At 57.2% G+C, this 22,344-nt stretch carries 14 protein-coding genes; 11 read left to right on the top strand and 3 right to left on the bottom strand.

What is annotated here, in order from left to right:
• Positions 1–721: 721 nt before the first annotated feature.
• The 10 genes from ABRZ26_RS22615 (at position 722) to ABRZ26_RS22570 (ending at position 12,305) form a co-directional block, all read left to right on the top strand.
• Complete coding sequence (locus ABRZ26_RS22615; protein WP_319606349.1) at positions 722–1,309, top strand: TetR/AcrR family transcriptional regulator; 588 nt, start codon at positions 722–724, stop codon at positions 1,307–1,309.
• Positions 1,310–1,894: 585 nt separating this feature from the next.
• Positions 1,895–3,361: an efflux transporter outer membrane subunit gene (locus ABRZ26_RS22610; RefSeq protein WP_319606348.1), complete on the top strand. Its 1,467-nt coding sequence runs from the start codon at positions 1,895–1,897 to the stop codon at positions 3,359–3,361.
• Complete coding sequence (gene emrA / locus ABRZ26_RS22605; RefSeq protein ID WP_319606347.1) at positions 3,358–4,533, top strand: multidrug efflux MFS transporter periplasmic adaptor subunit EmrA; 1,176 nt, start codon at positions 3,358–3,360, stop codon at positions 4,531–4,533. Before ABRZ26_RS22610 ends, emrA begins: the two co-directional genes overlap by 4 nt.
• A 17-nt stretch (positions 4,534–4,550) precedes the next feature.
• The gene (gene emrB, locus ABRZ26_RS22600) at positions 4,551–6,080 is read left to right on the top strand and encodes a multidrug efflux MFS transporter permease subunit EmrB (RefSeq protein WP_319606346.1); all 1,530 of its coding nucleotides are present in this window, start codon (positions 4,551–4,553) and stop codon (positions 6,078–6,080) included.
• Between the two features lie 392 nt (positions 6,081–6,472).
• Positions 6,473–6,598, top strand: coding sequence for a hypothetical protein (locus ABRZ26_RS22595; protein WP_319606345.1), 126 nt, complete (start codon positions 6,473–6,475; stop codon positions 6,596–6,598).
• Between the two features lie 175 nt (positions 6,599–6,773).
• Complete coding sequence (locus ABRZ26_RS22590) at positions 6,774–7,799, top strand: BMP family ABC transporter substrate-binding protein (RefSeq protein ID WP_319606344.1); 1,026 nt, start codon at positions 6,774–6,776, stop codon at positions 7,797–7,799.
• A gap of 57 nt (positions 7,800–7,856) precedes the next feature.
• On the top strand, positions 7,857–9,374 hold the full coding sequence (locus ABRZ26_RS22585; protein WP_319606343.1) for an ABC transporter ATP-binding protein: 1,518 nt from the start codon (positions 7,857–7,859) through the stop codon (positions 9,372–9,374).
• Positions 9,371–10,399 carry an ABC transporter permease gene (locus ABRZ26_RS22580; protein ID WP_319606342.1) on the top strand — a complete coding sequence of 343 codons (1,029 nt, stop codon included), beginning with the start codon at positions 9,371–9,373 and terminating at the stop codon, positions 10,397–10,399. Before ABRZ26_RS22585 ends, ABRZ26_RS22580 begins: the two co-directional genes overlap by 4 nt.
• Positions 10,396–11,316 carry an ABC transporter permease gene (locus ABRZ26_RS22575; RefSeq protein ID WP_319606341.1) on the top strand — a complete coding sequence of 307 codons (921 nt, stop codon included), beginning with the start codon at positions 10,396–10,398 and terminating at the stop codon, positions 11,314–11,316. Before ABRZ26_RS22580 ends, ABRZ26_RS22575 begins: the two co-directional genes overlap by 4 nt.
• A gap of 29 nt (positions 11,317–11,345) precedes the next feature.
• Positions 11,346–12,305, top strand: a complete 960-nt coding sequence (locus tag ABRZ26_RS22570) for a nucleoside hydrolase (protein WP_319606340.1) — start codon at positions 11,346–11,348, stop codon at positions 12,303–12,305.
• 3 nt (positions 12,306–12,308) lie between these two features.
• On the opposite strand, the gene ABRZ26_RS22565 is transcribed toward ABRZ26_RS22570, so the two are convergent.
• Entirely contained in the window at positions 12,309–12,941 is a 633-nt protein-coding gene (locus tag ABRZ26_RS22565) for an NAD(P)H-dependent oxidoreductase (RefSeq protein WP_319606339.1), read from the bottom strand.
• Positions 12,942–13,056: 115 nt separating this feature from the next.
• Between ABRZ26_RS22565 and ABRZ26_RS22560 the strand changes: the two genes are divergently transcribed.
• Positions 13,057–13,638 carry a TetR/AcrR family transcriptional regulator gene (locus ABRZ26_RS22560; protein WP_319606338.1) on the top strand — a complete coding sequence of 194 codons (582 nt, stop codon included), beginning with the start codon at positions 13,057–13,059 and terminating at the stop codon, positions 13,636–13,638.
• Between the two features lie 19 nt (positions 13,639–13,657).
• Here the strand turns inward: ABRZ26_RS22560 and pbpC are convergent, their stop codons facing one another.
• The gene (pbpC, locus tag ABRZ26_RS22555; protein ID WP_319606350.1) at positions 13,658–16,024 is read right to left on the bottom strand and encodes a penicillin-binding protein 1C; all 2,367 of its coding nucleotides are present in this window, start codon (positions 16,022–16,024) and stop codon (positions 13,658–13,660) included.
• Between the two features lie 59 nt (positions 16,025–16,083).
• Positions 16,084–22,086 carry an alpha-2-macroglobulin family protein gene (locus ABRZ26_RS22550; protein WP_319606337.1) on the bottom strand — a complete coding sequence of 2,001 codons (6,003 nt, stop codon included), beginning with the start codon at positions 22,084–22,086 and terminating at the stop codon, positions 16,084–16,086.
• Positions 22,087–22,344: the final 258 nt, after the last annotated feature.

The following is a 22,344-nucleotide window of genomic DNA, read 5'->3' as shown; positions in this document are numbered from 1 at the left end:
TGTTGTAAGGCGGCAGTAATTTAGCCAGTGCTGCTGATTTTCGTTCGGGTGAAATGCGTTTCATGGTGTTTCCCCACCGCCCCATTAGCGTTTTTGATGGGGGTGACATCTATCCTGACAGAGGGGGTAAGTAATGTCATTACAATTTAAATTTACAGGCATCATAGGGAATCGAACCGAAGGAACAAACCGGGATTTTTTTATCATATACATCCCATCATTCTGATCTATCTATGAAAATACGGGTCAACCTACGGGTCTTGACAACAGCTACGGTTAAAATTTATGCTGTATTTCAACTTAATAGAAAGCTGAATGATTCCGAGTCCGGCACCATAATTTAGTTTCAGGATGTCCTTATGCGTCCGAGAACATTGAAAAAATCAGTAAGTTGATAAGAATCTGGAGTACCAATGGGTACTACCAGATTTTTTTATATCCGTAGTTTTTGGGGCTTAATTAGGGGCCGTCGGTTCGATCAACGATGGAGCGCCCTCAATGCCACCGATACAACCATCCGCAGCGCCAAGCCACTCGATAAACCTTACAAACTCAGCGACGCGCAAGGTTTATACCTGCTGATTAAACCTAACGACCCCAGGCTCTGCCTCCTTATACTAATATTCATTTTGATGATAAAGTTTCAACTACAACGTTGCTGTTTAATTCAGCATGCTTTCAATATTTCTGCCATGCAGCAGATTAAAAAGAGGGGTAACCAATGGCCTGGGATACCGAGGGTACGAAACGAAAAATTTTGAACGCGGCAGTCGTTCAGTTTGCGGAGCTGGGGCCTGATGGAACAACCGTTGAGTTGATTGCGAAAACCGCAGGCGTTAACAAAGAAAGAATTTATAAATATTTTGGCGACAAACAATCCTTGTTCATGACCGTCCTGAGCGAAGAGCTGGCAAAAGTCGCGCAGGCGGTGGCGATTAAGTCATTGACTGTTGAAGATATCGGTGAATATGCCGGCCGGGCTTATGATTATCATCTTGAACATCCGGAGCTCAACAGGCTTCTGCGCTGGGAAGGGTTGGTGCTGGATGGAAAAGTACCCGATGAAGATGTGCGGCGTCAATTTTATACAGTCAAAACGCAGGCCATCAAGGATGCCCAGGAAGCCGGGATACTTACCCGTGATGTTGATGCCGATCACCTGGCTTTCCTGATTATGGGGCTGGCCGGCTGGTGGGCGGCGTTACCACAAGTGGCGCGTATGTTTGCGGGAGCGGATGATGCTCGCGAACATGTCCGACGCAGAGCGTCTGTCGTGCTGGCGGCGCGTCGTCTGGCGCTGGCGCCCTAGATTAACCTTGGGCAGGTTCCTCAAGGCGTGAAGATCGCGCCAAAGAGAGCCAGACCTGCCTCCCCCAACGCCCAGAAGCGTGCGGCTTTTTCGCCGACGCCGATGTTGTAACTCATAACAAGAATGCGGGCGCCGTGACCCTGACGCGATCGCCCCGCCGTTCACATCCCCGCTTAACCTCTTTATTTTCAGCCGAAATCTGTGCCGCAAAGCACTTATTAGCCTCTATCAGATCAAGGTTCTCCCTGCCCCAGCCTGCACGCGCCAGTGCCAATCAAGTCATAGGGACCGGGCCTATGCCGCCGGCAATAACAAGATCCGCATTCCCGTTTTCGATGGGCTGCATCGGCTTAATGGATAGTCTTCAGGCCTGAGCCGCACACTTTTCTGTTCAAAGGGAGTTGTCATTTATTGAAAATAGCACTAAATTAAACTCCAACGTTGTAGTTGTTTTTTAATAAAGGAATTGAAACATGAAGATCAGCATTGTCATTTGCGGCTACCGGATGGTCATTTCAAGGCGGTGACGCCCTAGAAACCTGCGCGGCATCGCGTAAATTTTTTAATCTTCTTTCAGGTAACCCTATGCCACTCCAAATTTGCCGGAGGCTTACGCCGCTGTTTGCCGTTTTAATTTTGGCCGGCTGCGCCTCCGATAATCATATTGCTCCCCAGTCGTCGCTGCTCGATACGCGACAGCTTCATCTGCATCAGGAGAAAGTCAGTTCTCTGTCCATCAGCCCGCAGTGGTGGCGCGGTCTAAATGACCCGCAGCTCGATGAGTTGATGACCACGGCGTTGCAAAACTCGCCATCATTACGTCAGGCGGCCGCCCGGGTGCGTGAAGCGCAGAGCGTGATGGAAAAGGCCGATGCGGCCAACGGCCCTTATCTGGATTTGAACGGGTCAATGCGGCGTGAACGCGTGGCGAAAAACACCATTCCGCCGTTCCTGAGCCGCTATCCTGACGCGCCGATTTACGACAACAGCAACAGCCTCGGGCTGAATCTGAGCTATGAATTTGACTGGTGGGGTAAATACCGCAATCAGGCGAATGCCGCGCAAGCACAGGTGGATTCCTCCCGCGCTGAACAGGCGGAAGCCGCGCTGACGCTGACCTGTTCGGTGGCGTCGGCCTATTATCAATTGCAGGCCAATCTGGCGTTGCAGGATGTCCTGCGAAACCAGGTGGATAACCATCGGCGTCTGGCGGATTTGCGTCAGGCGCAATATCAGGCCGGCGTGTACGGAATTGAAATCCCCCAACAAACCCGGGCTCAGGCCGACGGCGCCAAACAGCAGCTCATCGTGCTGTCGTCACAGAGCGAACAACTGAGACATCAGCTTTCCGCACTGGCCGGACGCGGCCCGGATGCGATGAACGGGCTGCGCGCCGTTACGCCGCCATCGGCTGACGCGCTGGCGCCGAAAGGCGAATTGACGCTGGATTTACTGGGCCAACGTCCTGACATTACCGCGCAGCGCGATCTGGTGGAATCCTATTCCCAACGCGTCAGCGCCGCGAAAAAAGCGTTTTATCCCAGCCTGGCTATCAGCGCCTTTGGCGGTCTGACGACCACCAACAGCCCGAATCTTCTGGAAGCCGCCAGTAAAGCCTGGAACATCGCGCCGGCCATTTCGCTGCCGATTTTCCACGCGGGGGCCTTGCGCGCCCAACTGGGCGCAGAGTCCGCGTTATTCGACCAGTCCGTCGAGTCGTATAACCAGACCATCCTGAACGCCATCCAGCAAACGGCGGATGCCATAACCCTTTCGAAAAGCAGTGCCGAACAATTGCAGCAGGCCTCTTTCGCCGCGAAATCGCTCGAAGAGGCGTATCGCGTTTCGGAAGCAAGATACCGCGTCGGCATCATCGGAAGGGATGAACGCTTAAGCAGCCAGTTAGCGTTTCAACAGCAGCAGCAGGCGCAACTTCGCGCCGGCAGTCAGTTGATGCAGGCGAAAATCCGTCTCATCCAAGCGCTTGGGGGCGGCTATCAGGCCCCTGCCGCGGACAAAAATCATAATAGACACATGTGGAGAAGATCATGAGCGCCAATGCCGAAACTCAGGCGACACCGCAAACGCCGAAGAGTAAAAAGAAAACGCGGAAAGTCGCGATGCTGTCGTTAACCGGGATTTTCATCATTATCGCCATCGCCTGCCTGTTTTACTGGCTGCTGGTTTTACGTCATTTCGAGTCTACTGATGATGCCTATGTCGCCGGTAATCAGATTCAGATTATGGCCCAGGTGTCGGGCAGCGTGACCAACGTTAATTTCGACAGCACCGACCTGGTGAAAGCAGGCGACGTGCTGGTGTCGGTCGATGCGACCGATGCACAACAGGCTTTAGAACGCGCTAAAACGGCGCTGGCAAACAGCGTGCGTCAAACACATCAGTTGATCATTAACGGCAAACAGTATCAGGCGAATATCGCGCTGCGTCAGACGCAATGGCAACAGGCGCAAACCGACCTGAAACGCCGCCTTGTGCTGGGGAATGTTGATGCGATTGGTCGTGAAGAGCTGCAACACGCCCGCGATGCCGTGGAAACGGCCAAAGCGCAATACGATGTCGCCGTTCAGCAATACAACGCCAATCAGGCGATGGTGCTGAATACGCCGGTTGCTCAGCAGCCGCTGGTTTTACAGGCCGCCGCTCAGGTTCGTGATGCCTGGCTCGCTCTGCAACGCACCAAAGTCCGCAGTCCGATTGATGGCTATGTGTCGCGCCGCGCCGTACAGATTGGGCAGCGGATCACGCCGTCCACGACGTTGATAGCCGTGGTCCCCGCCCGCCACATTTGGATTGACGCCAACTTTAAAGAAACGCAGTTGGAAAATATACGCATCGGTCAGACGGCCACCGTCGTCAGCGATATGTATGGCGAAAACGTAAAATATTCCGGCAAAGTGGTCGGTATGGACATGGGTACCGGCGGCGCGTTCTCACTGTTGCCTGCTCAGAACGCCACCGGTAACTGGATCAAAGTGGTTCAGCGTCTGCCGGTACGTATTGAGCTCAACGATCGGGAAGTGGCGGAACATCCGCTGCGCATCGGTTTGTCCGCGCGAGTCACGGTCGATACCCAAAACCGGGATGGTCTGGTGCTGGCGAATACCGTCCGTACGGAACCGCTGTATCGGACATCCGCTCTGACGCTGGATCTGGCGCCGGTCAATGCCATCATTGCAGACGTTATTCATGCCAATGCAGGCTAAAATCTTTGGAGGCCGCTGTGGCAAATAAACCGCTGGTAGGCGCCCCGCTGGCCTGGATGACGGTGGCGTTGTCTATGGCCACCTTTATGCAGGTTCTGGACTCGACGATCGCCAACGTGGCGATCCCGACCATTGCCGGGAATCTTGGCGCCTCGAACTCTCAGGGTACCTGGGTCATCACGTCGTTCGGGGTGGCAAACGCCATCTCAATCCCGATCACCGGCTGGCTGGCGAAACGCATCGGCGAGGTGAAACTATTCCTGTGGTCGACCGGGCTGTTTGCCCTCGCCTCCTGGCTGTGTGGTATCTCCAACAGCCTGGGAATGCTGATTTTCTTTCGTGTGGTACAGGGTGTGGTGGCCGGTCCGCTGATCCCGCTTTCGCAAAGTCTGTTGCTGAATAACTATCCGCCGGCCAGGCGAAGTACCGCGCTTGCGCTCTGGTCGATGACGGTGATCGTCGCCCCGATTTGCGGGCCGATCCTCGGCGGATACATCAGTGATAACTATCATTGGGGCTGGATCTTCTTTATCAACGTGCCGATCGGCATGGCGGTGGTATTCCTGACGCTGAAAACGCTGAAGGGCCGCGAAACCGCGACGCAGATCCGTCCGATCGACCGTGTCGGCTTAATGCTCCTCGTTCTGGGCATCGGCGCATTGCAGGTGATGCTCGATCAGGGTAAGGAGCTCGACTGGTTTAACTCGAGCGAAATTATCGTGTTGGCCATCGTGGCGGCGGTCGCGCTTTGCTTCCTGGTGGTCTGGGAACTGACGGACGACCACCCGATAGTCGATCTATCGTTGTTTAAATCGCGAAATTTTACCATCGGCGTGCTATGTATCAGCCTGGCCTTCATGCTCTATGTCAGCTCGCTGGTGTTGCTGCCGCAGCTATTGCAGGTGGCCTATGGTTATACCGCCACCTGGGCGGGTCTGGCCTCGGCGCCGGTCGGGATATTGCCGATTCTGATATCGCCGATTATCGGCCGCTTTGCGCACCGTCTGGATATGCGCAGGCTGGTGACGTTCAGCTTTATTATGTACGCCTACTGCTTCTTCTGGCGTGCGTATACGTTCGAACCGGCGATGGATTTCGGCGCGTCTGCGTGGCCGCAGTTTATTCAGGGTTTCGCCGTGGGCTGCTTCTTCATGCCGCTGACCACCATTATTTTTTCCGGCTTAGCGCCGGAACGAATGGCGGGAGCATCCAGTCTGTCGAACTTCATCCGTATTCTGATGGGGTCGATTGGCACGTCGATCACCACGACGATGTGGTCAAACCGTGAGTCGCTGCATCATACGCAGCTCACGGAAAACATCATGCCGTTTAATCCGGCGGCGACGCAGATCTACCAGCAACTCGAAGGCAAGGGCATGAGTCACCAGCAGGCATCCGGCTGGATAGCGCGAGAAATCACCAATCAGGGGCTGATTATTTCGGCCAACGAGATCTTCTGGTTATCCGGCGGGGCGTTCCTGGTACTGCTGATATTAATCTGGTTCGCTCGTCCGCCGTTCAGCAGCGGCGGAGGCGGCGCTCGCTGATGCCGGCTGTCTGAAAGCAAAAGGGGCGGCTTTGACGCTGCCCCAAGCTTACAATTCCATATGCTTTTCAGGTCATACGACTTCTTCGAGCATATTGCGCAATTCCGTCATAGCATCAAGAATTTTTGCCATCTGTCTTTTTCCTATTCGCTCTTCAAGTTTCCTTGCAAACGCGGCGTGTTGCGGATTGATTTTACTAACGGCCTCGTACCCCTTCTCTGTCGGATGGAGCATTAAGCGCTCTGAAACGTTCCTCGTCTTCGATTTATATATACAAAAATGGCATTAGCTTTTGAGTAGTATTTTCTTTACATTACGTTAACTCATGACATGATTATGTTTTTCATAATTCTTTACTTTTTCAGGTTTCTTAATGAACGGCAGGACCATGAATGTTGTTATCTATTGACGCCCAATCCACGTTACAACCGTTCATTGCTTATCGCCCCGCGACAACCTGGCGCGGCGCGGAACGGGTGCGTATCCCTGCCCCGGTGAAAAATCCTGCCTGCCGCTAATGTTCATCGCTGCGGCCGTTAAAATGGAATTGATCGTGAAAAACCACATAAAAAATATGAGATGCCGTTATTAAAACCTCGTATGCCTTCTTGAAACGACAGACAAGCTTTTCGTTCTGATTATCGTCATTTATCCCAATTGAAAACAGAGCCTTAAAGGAAGGGAGTATTACTCGTGAATAACAAAAAAAGAAGCCTCGGGATTAGCGCGGCGCTTGCTTTCATCACTTGTTTTTTCAACGGGCCAAGTCTGGCCTCGCCGGCGGAACCCGTCATCATTTACGTCTCCCCTCAGGCTCTGGGCGTTAATGATTTTCTGAAGCTTGGCGGCGTTGGCGTGCAACGTGTGGCAAAAGAGTCCGGCGGCGTTGCCAAAATATTTGAAAGCACCGATCCGACAACCCGACGTCAAAACCTGGAAGCGGCGGCCAAAGAGGCCGACATCGTGGTTTCCGTCAGTTTTGAATTCAACGACATTATCCCCGACGTGGCCGCCCGGCATCCGAATGTGAAATTCCTGCATATCGACAGTTGCCCGTCCAAAGCATTGCCGAATGTTTATTGTGCGGTCTTCCGTGAGCATGAGGCTAATTTCCTTGCGGGCGCGGTGGCCGCATGGACCAGCGAAACCGGCAAAGTCGGCGCTATCGGCGCCCTCGATATCCCTTTCGTTCATCGCTATAACGATGCGTTCCTGGCCGGGGCGAAGCATGCCAAACCGGAGATCAAAACCGCCGCGAATATGTGGATCGGCGGGGACAATCCCTTCTCCGATCCGGCGCGCGGGCTACAGCGCGCCAATGCCATGCTTGCCGATAACGTGGATAGAGTGCTTGCGGCATCATCGGGTTCAAACGGCGGTATCTTCAAAGCGATACATGACTTTCCGGGCGCCGCTGCGTTCGGCGTCGACACCAACCAGTGCAAACAGGCGCCTGGGGCGGTGATGGATAACGTTGAAAAATTTACCGATGTCGCTATTGAGCAGGGCGTGAAAGATATCCTGTCCGGCAAACGGGAGCCGTTCGTTACGCTCGGCCTGGCGGAAGGCGGCATGACGCTAACCGGCCTGCGGCCGGACGTCGACAAGTCGCAATGCCTGATCGCCAACTATCCGGACGTCATCGAAAAGGTTCGCGCGCTGCAAAATGACATTATCGCCGGAAAAGTCGTCGTTTCCGATCCGATGCAACAGCAATGAGTGAAGGGTGCTTAACGTTAAGCCGAGAGCATAACCATTTTTCCAGGGCTAAAACGCATGCAAACTATTGAGCTCGAAGCGCGCGGTATCGTCAAACGCTTCGGCAGCCAGTTGGCCAATGACCATATCGACCTGAGCGTGTTGCGCGGAGAGGTTCATGCCGTGATGGGCGAAAACGGCGCCGGCAAATCGACATTGATGTCGATCCTTTATGGCATGCTGCCGCCCGATGAAGGCAGCATTATCCTGCGCGGCGAAAAGGTGAAATACCGCTCGGCCCTGGATGCCATCGATCGGGGGATGGGCATGGTGCATCAGGCATTCAAACTGTTCGATTCCCTCTCCGTCTGGGAAAACGTGGTTTACGGCTGCGAGCCGCGGCGTTCGGGCTTTATCAGCCGTAAAACGGCGGTGGAGCAAGTGTCGGCGCTGGCCGCGCGCTATCGCTTGCAGATTGATCCGCTGGCGCGCGTCGGCGCCTTATCCATCGGCGTGCGCCAGCGGGTGGAAATCCTCAAGGCGCTTTATCGCAATGCGCAGATCCTCATTCTGGACGAACCGACGGCGGTGCTGACGCCTCAGGAGCGGGACGGCTTATTCGACGTTATCCGTCATCTCACCGCGGATGACAGGACGGTCTTATTCGTCACCCACAAGCTGTATGAAGTAATGGAAATCACCGATCGCGTCACGGTGCTGCGCAATGGCAGCGTGGCCGATCGTATGCTGACCAGTCAAACCAGCGCGGACGAAATTATCCGCGCGATGACCGGTCGCGCCGTCGCCGCCTCCGTGGTAAAGACGCCCGCCGCGCCCGGCGAGGTAGTGCTGGATGTTAAAGATCTGGTGGTCGGCGCCGGAACCCGGCCGACGGTCGACCATCTGAGCCTGGAAGTCCGGGCGGGCGAAATCGTCGGTATCGCCGGCGTCGCCGGCAACGGACAGAATGAACTGATCGAAGCCTTGACCGGTCTTTCCCGACCGGCTGCGGGTAGCGTGAACATCGCCGGTACGGACGTGACGGCAAGCGATGTCGCCAGTCATCGTCGGGCGGGTCTTGCTTATGTCCCTGAGGATCGCGCCGTCACCGGTACGGCTAAATCCGCACCGGCCGCCGATAACCTGATTATGGGACATCAGCGGAAATCGCCTTTCTCATCCGGCTTTCTTATTAACCGCCAGGCGGTGGCCGAACATGCCCGCGCATTGATAGCCCGTTTCAGCGTCAAGATCGGCGGCGATACGGTTCCGGTCGGCACGCTTTCCGGCGGCAATCTGCAAAAACTGGTGATCGCCCGTGAACTCACGCATAAAGCGCCGCTTTTGATTGCTGAACAGCCGACGCGCGGCGTTGACGTCGGCGCGATTGAATTTATCCATGGCGAACTCATTGCCGAGCGCGATCGCGGCGCGGCGATCCTGCTGGTGTCGGCCGAGCTGAGTGAGATCCTGGCGCTCGCCGACCGTATTCTGGTCATGTATGAAGGGCGTATCCTTGCCAATCTCGCGCTTCAGGACGCCACGGAAGAGAGGCTTGGCCTGCTGATGGCCGGCCGGCAAACGGAGGCGGCATGAGCGCGATAATATCGACAATATCCCGCCTTCCCCGTCCGCCGGCCATTCTCCTGGCCATCCTTTTCGGCGTGGTCAGCGGCGGACTGCTGATTTTGCTGTCCGGCGGCGATCCGATCGCCGCCTATTGGCAAATCGTTGTCGGCGCCCTTGCGCCGGCGAACTGGCCCAACACCCTGAACTGGGCCGTACCGCTGGTCGGCATGACGCTGGCCGCCGCCATTCCACTACGCGGCGGCATGGTTAATCTTGGCGGAGACGGGCAGCTTGCCATCGGCGGTCTCGTCGCCGCCATCGTCCCGCTCTATCTGCCTGGCCCCGGCCTGCTGATTACGCTAATCGCCGTTCTGCTGGCGATGCTCGCCGCCGGTCTGTATGCCGCCGCGGCGGCCATCGGCGAAATTCGTTTCGGCATTCCGATGATTATCCTGAGCCTGCTTTTGTCCTATCCGGCCATCGGCATTACCTCCTATCTGGTGGGTTTTGTGCTGCGCGATACCACGACGGGTCTTGCCCAGACGGCGCTTGTTCCCGAAGCCGCCCGGCTGATAAGTCTCTATGGCCCGCTTAATATCGGCATCCTGCTGCTGGCGGCGGTCATTGCGCTGGTGCTGTTCTTCGATCGCCGGAGCATCGGCGGCTACGAATTACGCCTGCGCGGCCTTAATGCCCGCTTCACGGCGTACGGCGGCGTGAACAGCGCTCGTCAGATGCTGACCGCGATGTTCGCCAGCGGCGCCATTGCCGGTTTGGTCGGGGCGATCATTGTGCTCGGAACGCTTTTCCGCTTCCAGGAAGGGGCGCTGCTGTCGCCCGGTTATACCTGGTCGGGTCTGATGGCGGCGCTGCTCGTCGGCGGCGAACCGCTGGGCGCCATCGCGGCGGGTCTGTTTTTTGCGGCGCTTCAGACCGGTGGATTTGCCATGCAGCGAGAAACACAGATACCGCGCGTGTTAACCATGATTTTGCAGGCGGTCATCATCTTATTTCTGGCCATTCGCCACGGCGTAGGCAGGCGAAACTCATGATGGAATTATTCAGTCCCTTCTTAATTAATTCGACCGTACAGGCGATTACCCCCATCCTGTTTGCTTCTCTGGCGGGTACGCTTTGCGGCCGCGTCGGCGTGTTCAACATCGCGATGGAAGGCCAACTGCTGGTGGGCGCTTTCACGGCAATCGCCGGCAGCTATTACACCGGCTCCGCCTGGGGCGGGGTCATTATCGCCCTTGTCGGCACAATGACTTTCTCTTTGATCCTGGCTTATGGCGTCACGGTATTCCGCGGCGACCCGGTGGTCATCTGCATCGGTATGAACCTGCTGGCCTCGGGTATGACGGCGTATCTTCTGCGCCAGATGTTCGGGGTGAGCGGCGTATTAAGCGATCCGGGGATTGTCGCGCTCGACAAAATTCGCATCGCGGCATTCAATTCCATTCCCTGGCTCGGCGCGATTTTTTCCCGGCAGACGGCGCTCACCTACCTCGCCTGGATTGTGACCGCGCTGGTGGCGATCGTCCTGTACAAAACCGCCATCGGTTTGCGGCTGCGCGGCGTCGGCGAAGATGCCGGGGCGGCAGAAAGTATGGGCGTGAACGTCAGGCGCTATAAGATCGTTACCGTGCTGATCGCCGGCGCGCTGTCGGGACTCGGCGGCGCGCAGCTTTCTCTCGGCACCGTCGGTATTTTCTCTGAAGACATGAGCGCCGGCCGCGGCTGGATCGCGGTCGTCGCCTGCATGCTTGGCCGCGATAATCCGCTTTACGCCGCGCTCGCCTGTGTGCTGTTCGGCGTTGCGGATGCGCTGTCTATCAAATTGCAGAGTCAGGGTCTGCCCAATCAGCTTACCGACGTTCTGCCCTACGTGGTCACGCTGCTGGCGTTAATCCTTTCCTATCGCAAGAAAAGCGGCGGGCTGGCCGGAAAACTCAGCGCGCAGCCCTGAGCCGCCGACAATAAATATGGAGACCTGACATGGCACCCACTCGTGTGATCCTGGATGTTGATACCGGTATTGATGACGCCATGGCGATCTTTTACGCCGTGCGCCATCCCAACATTAAGCTTGAGGCGCTGACGACTATCTACGGCAACACCGAGGTCGACATCGCCACGGAAAACACGCTCAAAATACTTGAGCTGCTCGGACGTCCCGACATTCCCGTGGCGAAAGGCGCCGGCCGTTCGCTGTTAAAACCGTTCAGGCGCGAGGCTGATTATGTGCATGGCGCCAACGGCATTGGGGATGTGGCATTGCCGGCGCCGTCGATCGCGCCGGTGAATGAGCACGCGACGGATCTGATCATCCGTCTGGTCAAGGAAAACCCCGGCGAAATCACCCTGTGTCCGGTCGGGCCGATGACCAATGTCGCGCTTGCCCTCGCCAAAGCGCCGGAAATCGCCGGGCTTTGCAAACAGATCGTCATCATGGGCTCGACATTGTTCCATCCGGGCATTCATGGCGTCAAAAATCCGATGGTCGACGCCAACCTGCATAACGATCCGGAAGCCGCGCACATCGTGTTAAATTCAGGCGCCAAAATCGTGCTGATCGGGATGGACGTCACGATGAAGACCCTGCTCTCTTCAGCGATGATCGACGAGATCCGCGCCAGGGGCGACCATGCCGCCCGGACCATGATGCGGATCGTCGATTTTTACGTCAATTCCTACAACCAGATGCATCCCGACAATGACGGCTGCCCGCTTCACGATCCGCTTGCCGTTGCGGTCTGCGAGGATCCCGGCTACGTCTCTCTCGAACCGTTATACGCCCATATCGAACTGCACGGCGAATGGTCGAGGGGACAGGTCATTCCCGATCGTCGGCCGGTTTCCCGCCACCTGTTTAATGCCCATGTGGCAATGGATGTGGATGCGACGCGCTTCCAGACCAAGTTCCTGGAAGTGATGCTGAACGAAGCGACGCCTTAGCGACTAAATAATCGGCCGCGCACCACAAACACGGCCGGACGCGTGGTGCGTCTGAAAAAGACGCCCACCGATATGACGTGCGGTGTTTAGAAAGGCGTCCGGCGTTTTCAGCTCCGGCATCAGCAGGATTTCAGATGTCGCCACCGGCGCGCCGCAATAGTCGAAAATCCCGTGAACTATCTGTGCATTAAACGCGTCGAAATAGCCATGTTTTTCGAATGTCCTTTGGTTGGCGCCGCCCAGCGCAATAATATGTACCGGCAAATGTCCCAGCTTTTTTATCACGCTGCCGTCAGGCGTGTCTTCATAAGCCCAGCCGTTCGAAAAAACGCGATCGATCCAACCTTTCAGCAATCCCGGCATTGACCACCAGTAAATCGGGAAGACCAGCACCAACGCATCCGCATTATCAATACGCGACTGCTGCGCAACGACATCAGGCGGCGTCTTGCCGGTTTGCTGAAAAGCGTCCATATCAGGCGCAGAAAAAACCGGATCAAACCCCTCCTGCGCAATATCCGCGATTTCATACGTATTTTGCGGGCTTGATTTTGCGATCCCTTGCGCAATTTCGGCTGCGACACTGTGAGTCAGTGAGGTATTAACAGGGTGAGAAACAACGATTAATGCATGCATTGCGTATACTCCCATTGCCGTGAAACGGTGTCAGCGTTAGTCTTATATACTAACAGTAAGATACCAATAGTAAGTTACCTTTAGTATATAACCAGGTCAACAGGAAATGCCGGCCATGTCCAAACCACGCGCACGACAGCGTTTAGCCAGAGAAGAACGTTATGTACAACTGATGGAAGTCGCATGGCGGATCATTCGGGAAGAAGGAACGGACGCGCTTACGCTGGGGTATTTAGCGCAGCAGGCAGGCGTGACGAAACCGGTGGTTTATGATCATTTCACGAATCGTTCCGGACTTCTTGCCGCGCTTTATAAAGAATACGATCGGCGCCAGACGGCGCTGATGGATGAAATCATCCGTAATACAGAGCCAGAATTAGAGAAACTGGCATCGGTTATTGCCAACTCATACATTGAATGTGTACTGCTCCAGGGACATGAAATGCCTAATGTCATGGCGGCGCTCAACGGAACCCCTGAACTTGAGCAGATCAGACAAGAGTATGCCGCAACGTTTACAGAGAAATGTCGCGCGCTGTTTGCACCTTTCTGCGCCGGTCGAACACTACATGAAGCCGCGCTATGGGCCATGCTCGGTTCCGCCGAAGGGTTATCTTACGCCGCGGTTACAGGCGTCATTACCGAACAACAAGCCAAGGACGAACTGCTGCGAGTGATTATCTCGATGGTGCGATAATGCGGCCGCTGACCCGCCGCTAGTCGACGATTTCTATGCGAATCAACCGGCTGTCGGCGCGTCCGCGATCGTCCACGGCGCGGATCCGATACTGCCCGTTATCGATCGGCCGCCAGTCGATGGTCGATTTGCTGGCGGAACTGCCGAGATAAATATCATCCACAAACCAGTACACCGTTTTGCTGTCGGCATCCGTCACCGCGTTGAAGGAAATCCGCTCGCGTCCCTGCTGCGACTGCCGCAGCGTGTAAACGGTATTTTTTAGTGGCGACGTGATGCGCGGCGGATTGCCGCCGATCTCCACGCCGCCGTCTTTGCAGCGATTAACCGGCGGCTTACGTTTCGGCAGACCGGCCTGCGCAAACACGTTCGCCAGATCAGAGGGCCAGAATTCGAACACCTCGGTGCGGATCGCATCTTCATCGTAAGGCGGACAAGCCACTTCGCCGGTTTGTTTGTCCAGCCGCACCGGGCGATAAACCGTATCGACCTTGATCGGCGACTTGCCGGGAATAAACCAGGTTTTGCCCCGTTGCCGGCACCACGGCGTCGGCAAATCGCCGCTGGCAAGACAGATATCCACCCGCTTGAGCCGTTTCGGCAACGGATATTTCGGCGCCTGTAGCGTCGGATAACTGGCCTGTAGGCTGTCGATAAGATTGAAAAACAGCGGTGCGGCCGCATCGACGCCGACAAACGCGTTATTGCCGCTGCCGTCGAAATTCCCCACCCAAACCACCAGAGCATAAGGGCCGTAAATGCCGACGCTCCAGGCGTCGCGAAATCCCCACGACGTGCCGGTCTTCCAGTATACCGGCAGCGCGGAACGGGCCTGCGCCAGCGTATCCCCGGGACGACGATGCCGGCTCAGCATATCCAGCGTCATAAAGCTGGCTTCTTCACTGAGCAAACGCACCGGCTGCGGCGTCGGATCGTTTTTTTGCATGCGCAGCGGTTGCAGCACACCGCGGTTCGCCAGCAGCGCATACAGCCTGGCCAGTTCCTGCATCGTCACTTCGCCGCCGCCCAGCACCAGCGACAGGCCGTAGTGATTCTCACTGGACAGGTTGGCGACGCCGGACAGGCGCAGGAACTGATAGAAGGTCGGCTGACGCAGCTGCGCGGCGATAGAAACGGCGGGGATATTGCGGCTGAAGTTCAGCGCGTCCGTCGCGGTGACCGGCCCGAGAAAGCGGCGGTCGAAGTTCTCCGGCGCGTAGGCGCCGAACACCGAGGGTACGTCGCGCAGGATGGTCATCGGGTGCAGCACCCCCTGCTCCATGCCCAGCGCATAGATAAAGGGTTTCAGCGCCGAGCCCGGCGAGCGCTTGGCGTTGGTGCCGTTCACCTGTCCTGAAATCGCGCGGTTGTAATAATCGGCCGATCCCATCAATGCCCGCACGCCCATATCGCGGGTATCGACCAGCAATACCGCCGCATTGTGAATGCCGTGGCGGCGGTTGCGGGTGATAAAGGCGTTCACCTGACGCTCGACGAGCTGCTGCAAACCGGCGTCCAGCGTGGTGTCGATGCGGGTATCGATTCGCGCCAGCTGTTGATTTTGCAAACGCAGTTGCTCAATAAAATGCGGCGCGATATACGGCATGCCTTCCGGCTGACGCAGCGCCAGCGGCAGTTTGAACAAAGCAAGCTGGCCGCCGTCCGCCCCGTAGCGCGCCCGCCAGCGCAGGAACAGGCGATTACGCGCCTGCGTCAGCGCCGCGCTCAACACGCCGAGATTGCCGTCGATGCGATAACTCGGCGACTGCGGCAACACCGCCAGCGTCAGCGCTTCCGGCAGCGTCAGATCCTGCGGCGCTTTGTTGAAATAAATCAGGCTGGCCGCGCCGATGCTTTCAATATTACGGCCATAGGGCGCGTAGTTCAGATAGGCCTCAAGAATATCGCGTTTGGAGTAGCTCAGTTCCAGCTGTATCGCCCGCAGAACCTGCATCAGCTTGCCCGACGGCGTGCGGGTATTCAGGCGCCAATACATGCGCGCCAGCTGCATGGTGATGGTGGAGCCGCCCATCATTCGCCCGCCGGCGATATAGCTATGCCAGAAGCCGCGCAGCAGGCTGAACGGATTGAAACCGGGATGGTAATAAAACCAGCGGTCTTCATGCAAAATCAGGCCGTTGACCGCCAGCGGCGAAACCCTCTCCAGCGGCGTCCACAGGCGATAGCGGTCGTCGCTGGCCAGCGTGATGCGCATCAGCGCGCCGTGCCGATCGTAATAAACCGACGAAAAGGGTTGGCCTTGAGAAAGGGGCGGATGGGGCCACAGGCGACACGCCAGCGCCGCCAGCGCCAGTAACAAGACGGCCATGGCGATATTTTGCAGCAGGCGTTTCGCCGCGTTGAAAAATGCCGGCGCGCTACGCATCTTAAGACTCTGCACAGGTTACGCCCCGCCGTTTTCGGCGGAGCGCGGACGGCGGGTGATTATTTTTTCGCAACGGGCGCTTCATCGGCAGGCACGACCACCAGTTTTTGCTTGCTGACGGACAGCGCCTGAACCTCGCGATCGTACATGGCCTCGCCGTACGCCGGCGGGATCGCGAAGCTGCCGGTGTTGGTGGCCTTGATTTGATACACGAACGTCTGCACGTCGGTGCCGGCGCTGCCGTAAATGATCACCCGATCTTCGCGAATATCGCTGTAATCCGGCGCCCAGGTGGAACCGGCCGCCGCCAGCGGCGATAGCCACGCGCCAGACGCCTGCGCATCGCTCTCTTCATCGCCGTCGTCGGATTCCGGCGCCGGCGGCGTTTGCTGCACCACCTCGAATCCGCCCGGCAGCAGGTCGACGATCGCCAGATTGCTCAGCCCTTGCGTCGAATTCGCGCGCACTTTCAGATGTACGTTAATCTTCTGCCCCAACGTCGCCTGCGTAACCGGTTTGCCCTGCTCGTCGGTGTAATCGCGGGTGATCTCCAATCCGCGGGAGACGGCCTGCTCCGGCGGCGCCAGATCGTAACCGGCCTGCGTCACCACATACCAGGCCGGCGCGTCATTGCCGTTGTCGAAACGGATTGATTTGGCGTCCGCGGTGAAATCGCCTTTGGCGAACAGCCCCTGCAAGGTGGAAATCAGCTGCGGATCGACATTGGCGGTTTTAGCGACCTGGGTGATTTTCAGCCCGTCCGGCGCGGCGGATTGCGCCGCGATCTGCGTGGAATAACTCTCCAGCGCCAGAATGCTCATGGCCGAGGAATACGTGGTGTAGCGTTCCTCTTTCAGCGCCCTGAGCATATTTTCCAGCACCTGCGGCGGAATGGCGGACGTTTTTTCCGGGAAGTGACGCGTAATCAGATACAAACGCGTCGCGTCCTGCGCCAGCGGATCGAAGTAGTTTTGCGTCCACCAGGCTTTGTCATACGCCTGACTCATCTGTTTCCAGGTCGGCTGCAACAGCGCGTTGGCTTCATCGTCCATTTTCAGCAACCGGTACGACGACGCCAGATACAACGCGCCGAGATCGGTTGTCCAGCTATCCGGATACTGCCGCTGCAAGGCGTTTTGCACCGAGGCCAGCGCGCTGGTGGTGATTTCGCCCTGACGGGTCAGCAGATACACCGCCCATGCGCGCAGGCGCAGCGTATACAAATCATCGGACGGATTGGCCGCCAGCTCGCGCAGCGCCGCATTCGCCTCGTCCAGCATACCGACCGGCAATGTAAAGCCTGCGGCATTGGCTTCCAGCAGATATTGCACCGTGTAAGGGGTAACGAAAGGATCGGCTTCCGGCGACGAACGCCACAGGCCGATCGCGCCGCGATCGTTCTGGCGCGAACGCAGCACCGCCAGCATATCTTTCAGCTGTTTGGCGCTTTCCGTCGGGTTCAGATCGCCGCGCATTTCCGGGTGCGCGCCTGCCAGCATCAGCGGCACCGAGCGGCTGACGATCTGTTCGGAACAGTAGTAGGGATAATCCGCCAGATACTGCGACAGCCCGCCGGCCAGCACCAGCGGCGAGTTGGAAACGGCGGCCTTACGCACCGCATAGGCATCAAACATCCGACGCAGGTTATCGACGTTCTGGCTGCGGTTCATACGGCCCATAACCGACTGGGTACGGAACGGCATCGCCGGACGTACCGACGTGCTGATGGCGCGGCGGCTGGTTTTGTCGCCGTATTTGGCCTCGAACGCCAGCGGCGCATCGCCCAGAATGGATTTGGCGCGCAGGCGGAAATTAATCACCCCTTCGCGTTTTTCCGCCAGCGACAGGTTTTGCACCGCGTTGCCCACCACTTCCAACTGCGGCGGCACGTTCAGCCGTACCGCAATCGCGATGCTTTGACCGTGCAAATCGCTAAGGTTATTGCTGACGCCGACGCTGACGTCGAACTCATCCCCCGGCGCGACCATGGCCGGCACGTTGGGCGTCATGATGAAGTTATCGCGCACGGTCGCCGACGTTTGCGCTTTACCGATTTTGTCCGGGGTGACGGAAATCGCCATGACGCGGATTTTGCCGTTGAAATAATCCGGCACCGGATAATTGAACTGCCGCTCGCCGTTCACCTCAGTAATGCCGGACCAGTACGTCACCGGCTTATCCCGTTTACGTTTAAACGGATTCACGCTGAGATCCAGCCCCTCGCCGCCATCGCCGCCGGGCGCGGCCGTCAGTTGCATCAGCTTGCTGAATTCCGGCAGAATCAGATCGAGGATCTGCGCGCTTTCCACGCCCAGCGCGCGTTTGCGGAAGAAGTAGTCGAGCGGATCTTTCAGCCGATAGCGCGCGACCTGCAAAATGCCCTCGTCGACGGCAAACAGCGCCACCTGCTGCGGGCCGTCGGTCGTCACGGTAATCGGCAGATTTTCCCCCGGTTTAATCACCGGCGGCACGGCGACTCGCAGATCGTTTTGCCGCGCTTTGGTACTGATTTTAAACGGCATTACGCCGTAGCTCAGCGGGCTCATAAAGATTTCATCGGAGTTCACGTCGCGCACAAACTGCACGTTGATATAGCCGTTGCCTTCCATACCGGCCGGAATACGGATTTTCTGCACCGAACTGGTGGTATCGGTGTGGAACCACCGCCAGCCGTAAACCTTGTCTTTCTCAATGGTGACAAGCCCGCTGCCGGTATAAGGCGCGTTGATCGAAACTTCGATTTCATCGCCCGGCTGGTATTCGCCCTGATTGAGTTTCAGCTTGAGTTCGGCGTTGCGGTCCAGCGAACGACTGAGGTTGGCGTTGCCGGCGACGCTGTAAGCGATGCGGTTCAGCGCCTTGCCCTGCGCGTCTTCGATCACCAGCACGAAATCGCCCGGCTTATCCGTCGCCAGCGTCAGATCGCCGCCCTGCTCCGCCAGCGACAGCGGCTGTTCGGACAGCGGCACTTCCTTCATCTTCGACTGGTATTTGTAAACGCCGGAATCCTGTTTGGTCAGCACGGAAAAGTATTTCTGCTCGAACAGCGTCACTTTCAAATCCGACAGCGCAATTTGCTTGAGCGACGGATCGACGGCGATGATATTCACACGACGCGCGGCGTCGCGGTTGATGTAGCCGAGATCGCCGTCCGGCTTCACGCCGATCAGATAATCATTCGGCGACACCAGCGCGCGCGCGGTGGCGGCGACGGAACGTCCGCCGCCGGCGACAAAGGCTTCCGACAACAGTTGCAGCTGATAGGTCGCGTCGGCATAGGCGTTAAGATCCAGCGGAATAGCCGCCGCGCCCTGCGCATCGGTGACGCGATCTTCCAGTTCGGTTTCAAAACTGTCCCGGTTCTGCCGGTTCTCGTAAAAGGCGTAATCCGGAAACGCGTCGAATCGCGGGTATGTCGGATGCAACGTCAGTTTCGACGCCACGCGACGATCCTGCGCCGGCGTGCCGAACAGGTTCTGCACATCGATATTCGCCTGTAGCTCGGAAGGTTTCACCCAGCCCTGCTTGCGCTCCGGCGTCAGTTGCAGTTTCACTTTCAACTGATCCGGCTCGAACTCTTTGACGTTGACCGTGGTATAGCCCAACAGCGCGGATGCTTCATTGTCCTTACCGACCAGATAGAGATAAACGGACCACTCGCCGGTGGGTGAATTCTCGTCGGTGGCGTAACTCAGTTCGTTGAAACCCTCGGCATTCAGCGTCAGCGGAATGGTGCTCATCAGCCTGGCGCGCGGATCGTGAATTTCAGCGCGCACCGGCACGCCGGCCAGACCCGTACCCCAATCGGCGGCGCGGGTAATCAGGCCGATGTTAAAGGTATCGCCCGGACGATAAACGCCGCGGTCGGAGAACAGATAGCTGCCCAGCGTGCGCGCATCGTTCGGCGCTTCGTCGCCGCCGACGTCAAAGCGGGAGAAATCCAGACCGCGGTCGTTATAGCGATCGGTCGGCAGGAAGGACACGTCGCCCTCTTTTTCCACCAGGAACATCACCGGCTGGCGTTCATTGACGTAAACGTCCAGCGCCGGGAAACGCGCATGGCCGTCGGCATCGGTGAATTGCGTCAGCAGCGTGACGCCGTTTTTAGCGATAACCGAGACTTTGGCGTTGCCGACCGGCGCGCCGCTGTGGATGGACTGCACAAACAGGTCGCGGGTTTTATCCTGCGACCGCTTGGCGATAATCCCCAAATCCGTGACCACCACGAAGCGCGAATCGCCGATGGACGACGCCTCTTCGCTTTCATCTTCATCCTGATAGCCATCGTTATCGACGGCGGCTTCTTTTTTCTGCGGATCCCATTCCGACAGCGTCAGCAGGAAGATGCCGCGATGCGAACGCGGATCGGTGGATAAATAGCGCGAAAGATCCACGCCGCGATAATTCACTTCACCCGGCTTATCGTTATTCAGCGCCGTCTGATAGTGAAAGCGCTCGGTAAAATATTCGTCATTCAGCCGGTTAAACTGCGCCGATGAATACTCGCCGCGCTTGAACGACACGATATGTTGCAACTGGCTTGGGATCACGCGTTTAACGTCAACGCGCAGCCCCGGCACGTTGCGCGCGGCGACGCTGATTTGCTTATCGCCGTTAACCGATAATAGCGAGCCTTGCGACATAAATTGCAGCAGTTTCGGGTAGTCCGGCACCTGTACGATGCGGTAGAGGGGTTCCGGCATTTTATAGCCGCCGGACGACGTCAGCACATTGTCGATTTTCACCAGCAGCGATCGATGCGCCGGCGCATCAAAGCGGAAACTGAACTGCGGCTGATAGTCGTTTTCCGCCTCGTTCAAGCGGATATTCAGCGGCGTGGACTGCGCCAGCACGTTATTCTCCACGCTGTCCACATCCCAGGAATAAAACTCGTCCGGATCGCGACTGGCGTCCGGGTCGTTCGGATCGTGCTGCGGCAGCAGCCAGACTTTCACCGCCCGGCGGATATCCTGGTCTTTTACCGCGTCGCTGAAACCGATGATCAACGCGCGCTCGCCTTTCGACTCCCCGGCGTCGACCACCTGCGCGCTGGCCTCGCTCACCGTCAGGCTGTACAGCGTCGGCACGGCGACCCAGCCGTCGCGGGATTGCGCGGTCGCGTTGGACGGTACCGACGCTTTTACCCCCTCGCCGATGGCGAGATGCACCGAACCGCCGTGATCGAGGGATTTCAACGGCTCGGAATGCACCCAGGCGTTGAGCTTCTTCTGATCATAGACCACGGAATAGTTGAGTTTGGTCTCTGATTTGGCTTTCGCCACGTTCAGGCCGAGAGAAATCTGCTTTTCGAAACTGGCGGCGTCCACCGGGGCGTTGAATTTAACGTTAAACACCGCGTGGCGTTTTTGCGGATCCTGCGGGTCCTGATAATACTCGGATTCGCCGATCTGATAATCAAAAGCGGGAACGGTGAAGGAATAACGCGTGGTCGCCAGTTTGATTTGCGGCGCAAGCAGCGCTTCGGGCGTGAATGCCACTTCATATTTGGCGCCCATCGGCAGCGGATTTTTCGGCGTGAAGAGTAAGGTTGTATCGCTGGCCCATTTCCACTGGCCTTCGGCGGCCGGTTTCAGCGAGATCCCTTTCGCGACCGTTTTACCCACGTCCGTCAGCTGCGCGGCGGAACTGCTGAAATAAAAACGCACTTCCGGCGGCGTAATTCTCTGCGCCGCGTAATTCACCGCGTCCGGCGCGCCGACCGACACGCGGGTTTCCTGATACGCCATCGGCGCGGGTTCGATGGGCTGCGGCCGATTCAGCCACCAGTGCCAGCCATAAACCCCTGCGCCGGCGGCGCACAGCAACAGCAAAATCGCCGCGCTGACGGCGAGCGGGTATTTATCCACCCCGCTCTCCAGACGCTGAAAACCGCATTTCAGCCAGCCGCGCATCGCCGTCCACCAGCCCGGCGCGCGCCAGTCGATATTGCCGACGATCGGTTTAACAACGCGGCCAAGCAAACCGAGAACCAGGCCCAGCGCGTGAAACAGGCCTTTTATCAAAATAAAAGGCAGGCGAAGTATAAATTTAAGTAAGTCCATTTGTCGCTGTACACCCGGTCTCTGTGCTTGATAAGCAAAATGATATTGAGTTCGCTGACAAAGTCCGACGAGCGGTGATAGGTTTGTCAGCGGTCTGAGTTAGATTGTTATTAAATACAATATATTGTGCAGAATAGCGGCTGAAAAAAATGCAGAGTTCGCGCCAAAGTGTAGTGAGTCTACCGCTAAAAAGCCATCGCACGATATGCATAACAACCTGTTTTAAATCATGGAACGGCCATTTTTCTCAGCCTGGAA

This window comes from Brenneria sp. L4-2C (assembly GCF_040240335.1).
In the GTDB taxonomy this organism is placed as follows: Bacteria; Pseudomonadota; Gammaproteobacteria; order Enterobacterales; family Enterobacteriaceae; genus Brenneria.
The sequence above is the reverse complement of the archived record's forward strand: the minus strand, read 5'-3'. Positions and strand labels throughout refer to the sequence as shown.

What these genes read in the sequence shown, in the direction of transcription:
- ABRZ26_RS22615 (WP_319606349.1), top strand. Translation starts at nt 722, where the DNA reads ATGGCCTGGGATACCGAGGGTACGAAACGAAAAATTTTGAACGCGGCA.
- ABRZ26_RS22610 (WP_319606348.1), top strand. Translation starts at nt 1,895, where the DNA reads ATGCCACTCCAAATTTGCCGGAGGCTTACGCCGCTGTTTGCCGTTTTA.
- emrA (WP_319606347.1), top strand. Translation starts at nt 3,358, where the DNA reads ATGAGCGCCAATGCCGAAACTCAGGCGACACCGCAAACGCCGAAGAGT.
- ABRZ26_RS22595 (WP_319606345.1), top strand. Translation starts at nt 6,473, where the DNA reads ATGTTGTTATCTATTGACGCCCAATCCACGTTACAACCGTTCATTGCT.
- ABRZ26_RS22585 (WP_319606343.1), top strand. Translation starts at nt 7,857, where the DNA reads ATGCAAACTATTGAGCTCGAAGCGCGCGGTATCGTCAAACGCTTCGGC.
- ABRZ26_RS22580 (WP_319606342.1), top strand. Translation starts at nt 9,371, where the DNA reads ATGAGCGCGATAATATCGACAATATCCCGCCTTCCCCGTCCGCCGGCC.
- ABRZ26_RS22575 (WP_319606341.1), top strand. Translation starts at nt 10,396, where the DNA reads ATGATGGAATTATTCAGTCCCTTCTTAATTAATTCGACCGTACAGGCG.
- ABRZ26_RS22570 (WP_319606340.1), top strand. Translation starts at nt 11,346, where the DNA reads ATGGCACCCACTCGTGTGATCCTGGATGTTGATACCGGTATTGATGAC.
- ABRZ26_RS22565 (WP_319606339.1), bottom strand. Translation starts at nt 12,941, where the DNA reads ATGCATGCATTAATCGTTGTTTCTCACCCTGTTAATACCTCACTGACT.
- ABRZ26_RS22560 (WP_319606338.1), top strand. Translation starts at nt 13,057, where the DNA reads ATGTCCAAACCACGCGCACGACAGCGTTTAGCCAGAGAAGAACGTTAT.
- pbpC (WP_319606350.1), bottom strand. Translation starts at nt 16,024, where the DNA reads ATGCGTAGCGCGCCGGCATTTTTCAACGCGGCGAAACGCCTGCTGCAA.
- ABRZ26_RS22550 (WP_319606337.1), bottom strand. Translation starts at nt 22,086, where the DNA reads ATGGACTTACTTAAATTTATACTTCGCCTGCCTTTTATTTTGATAAAA.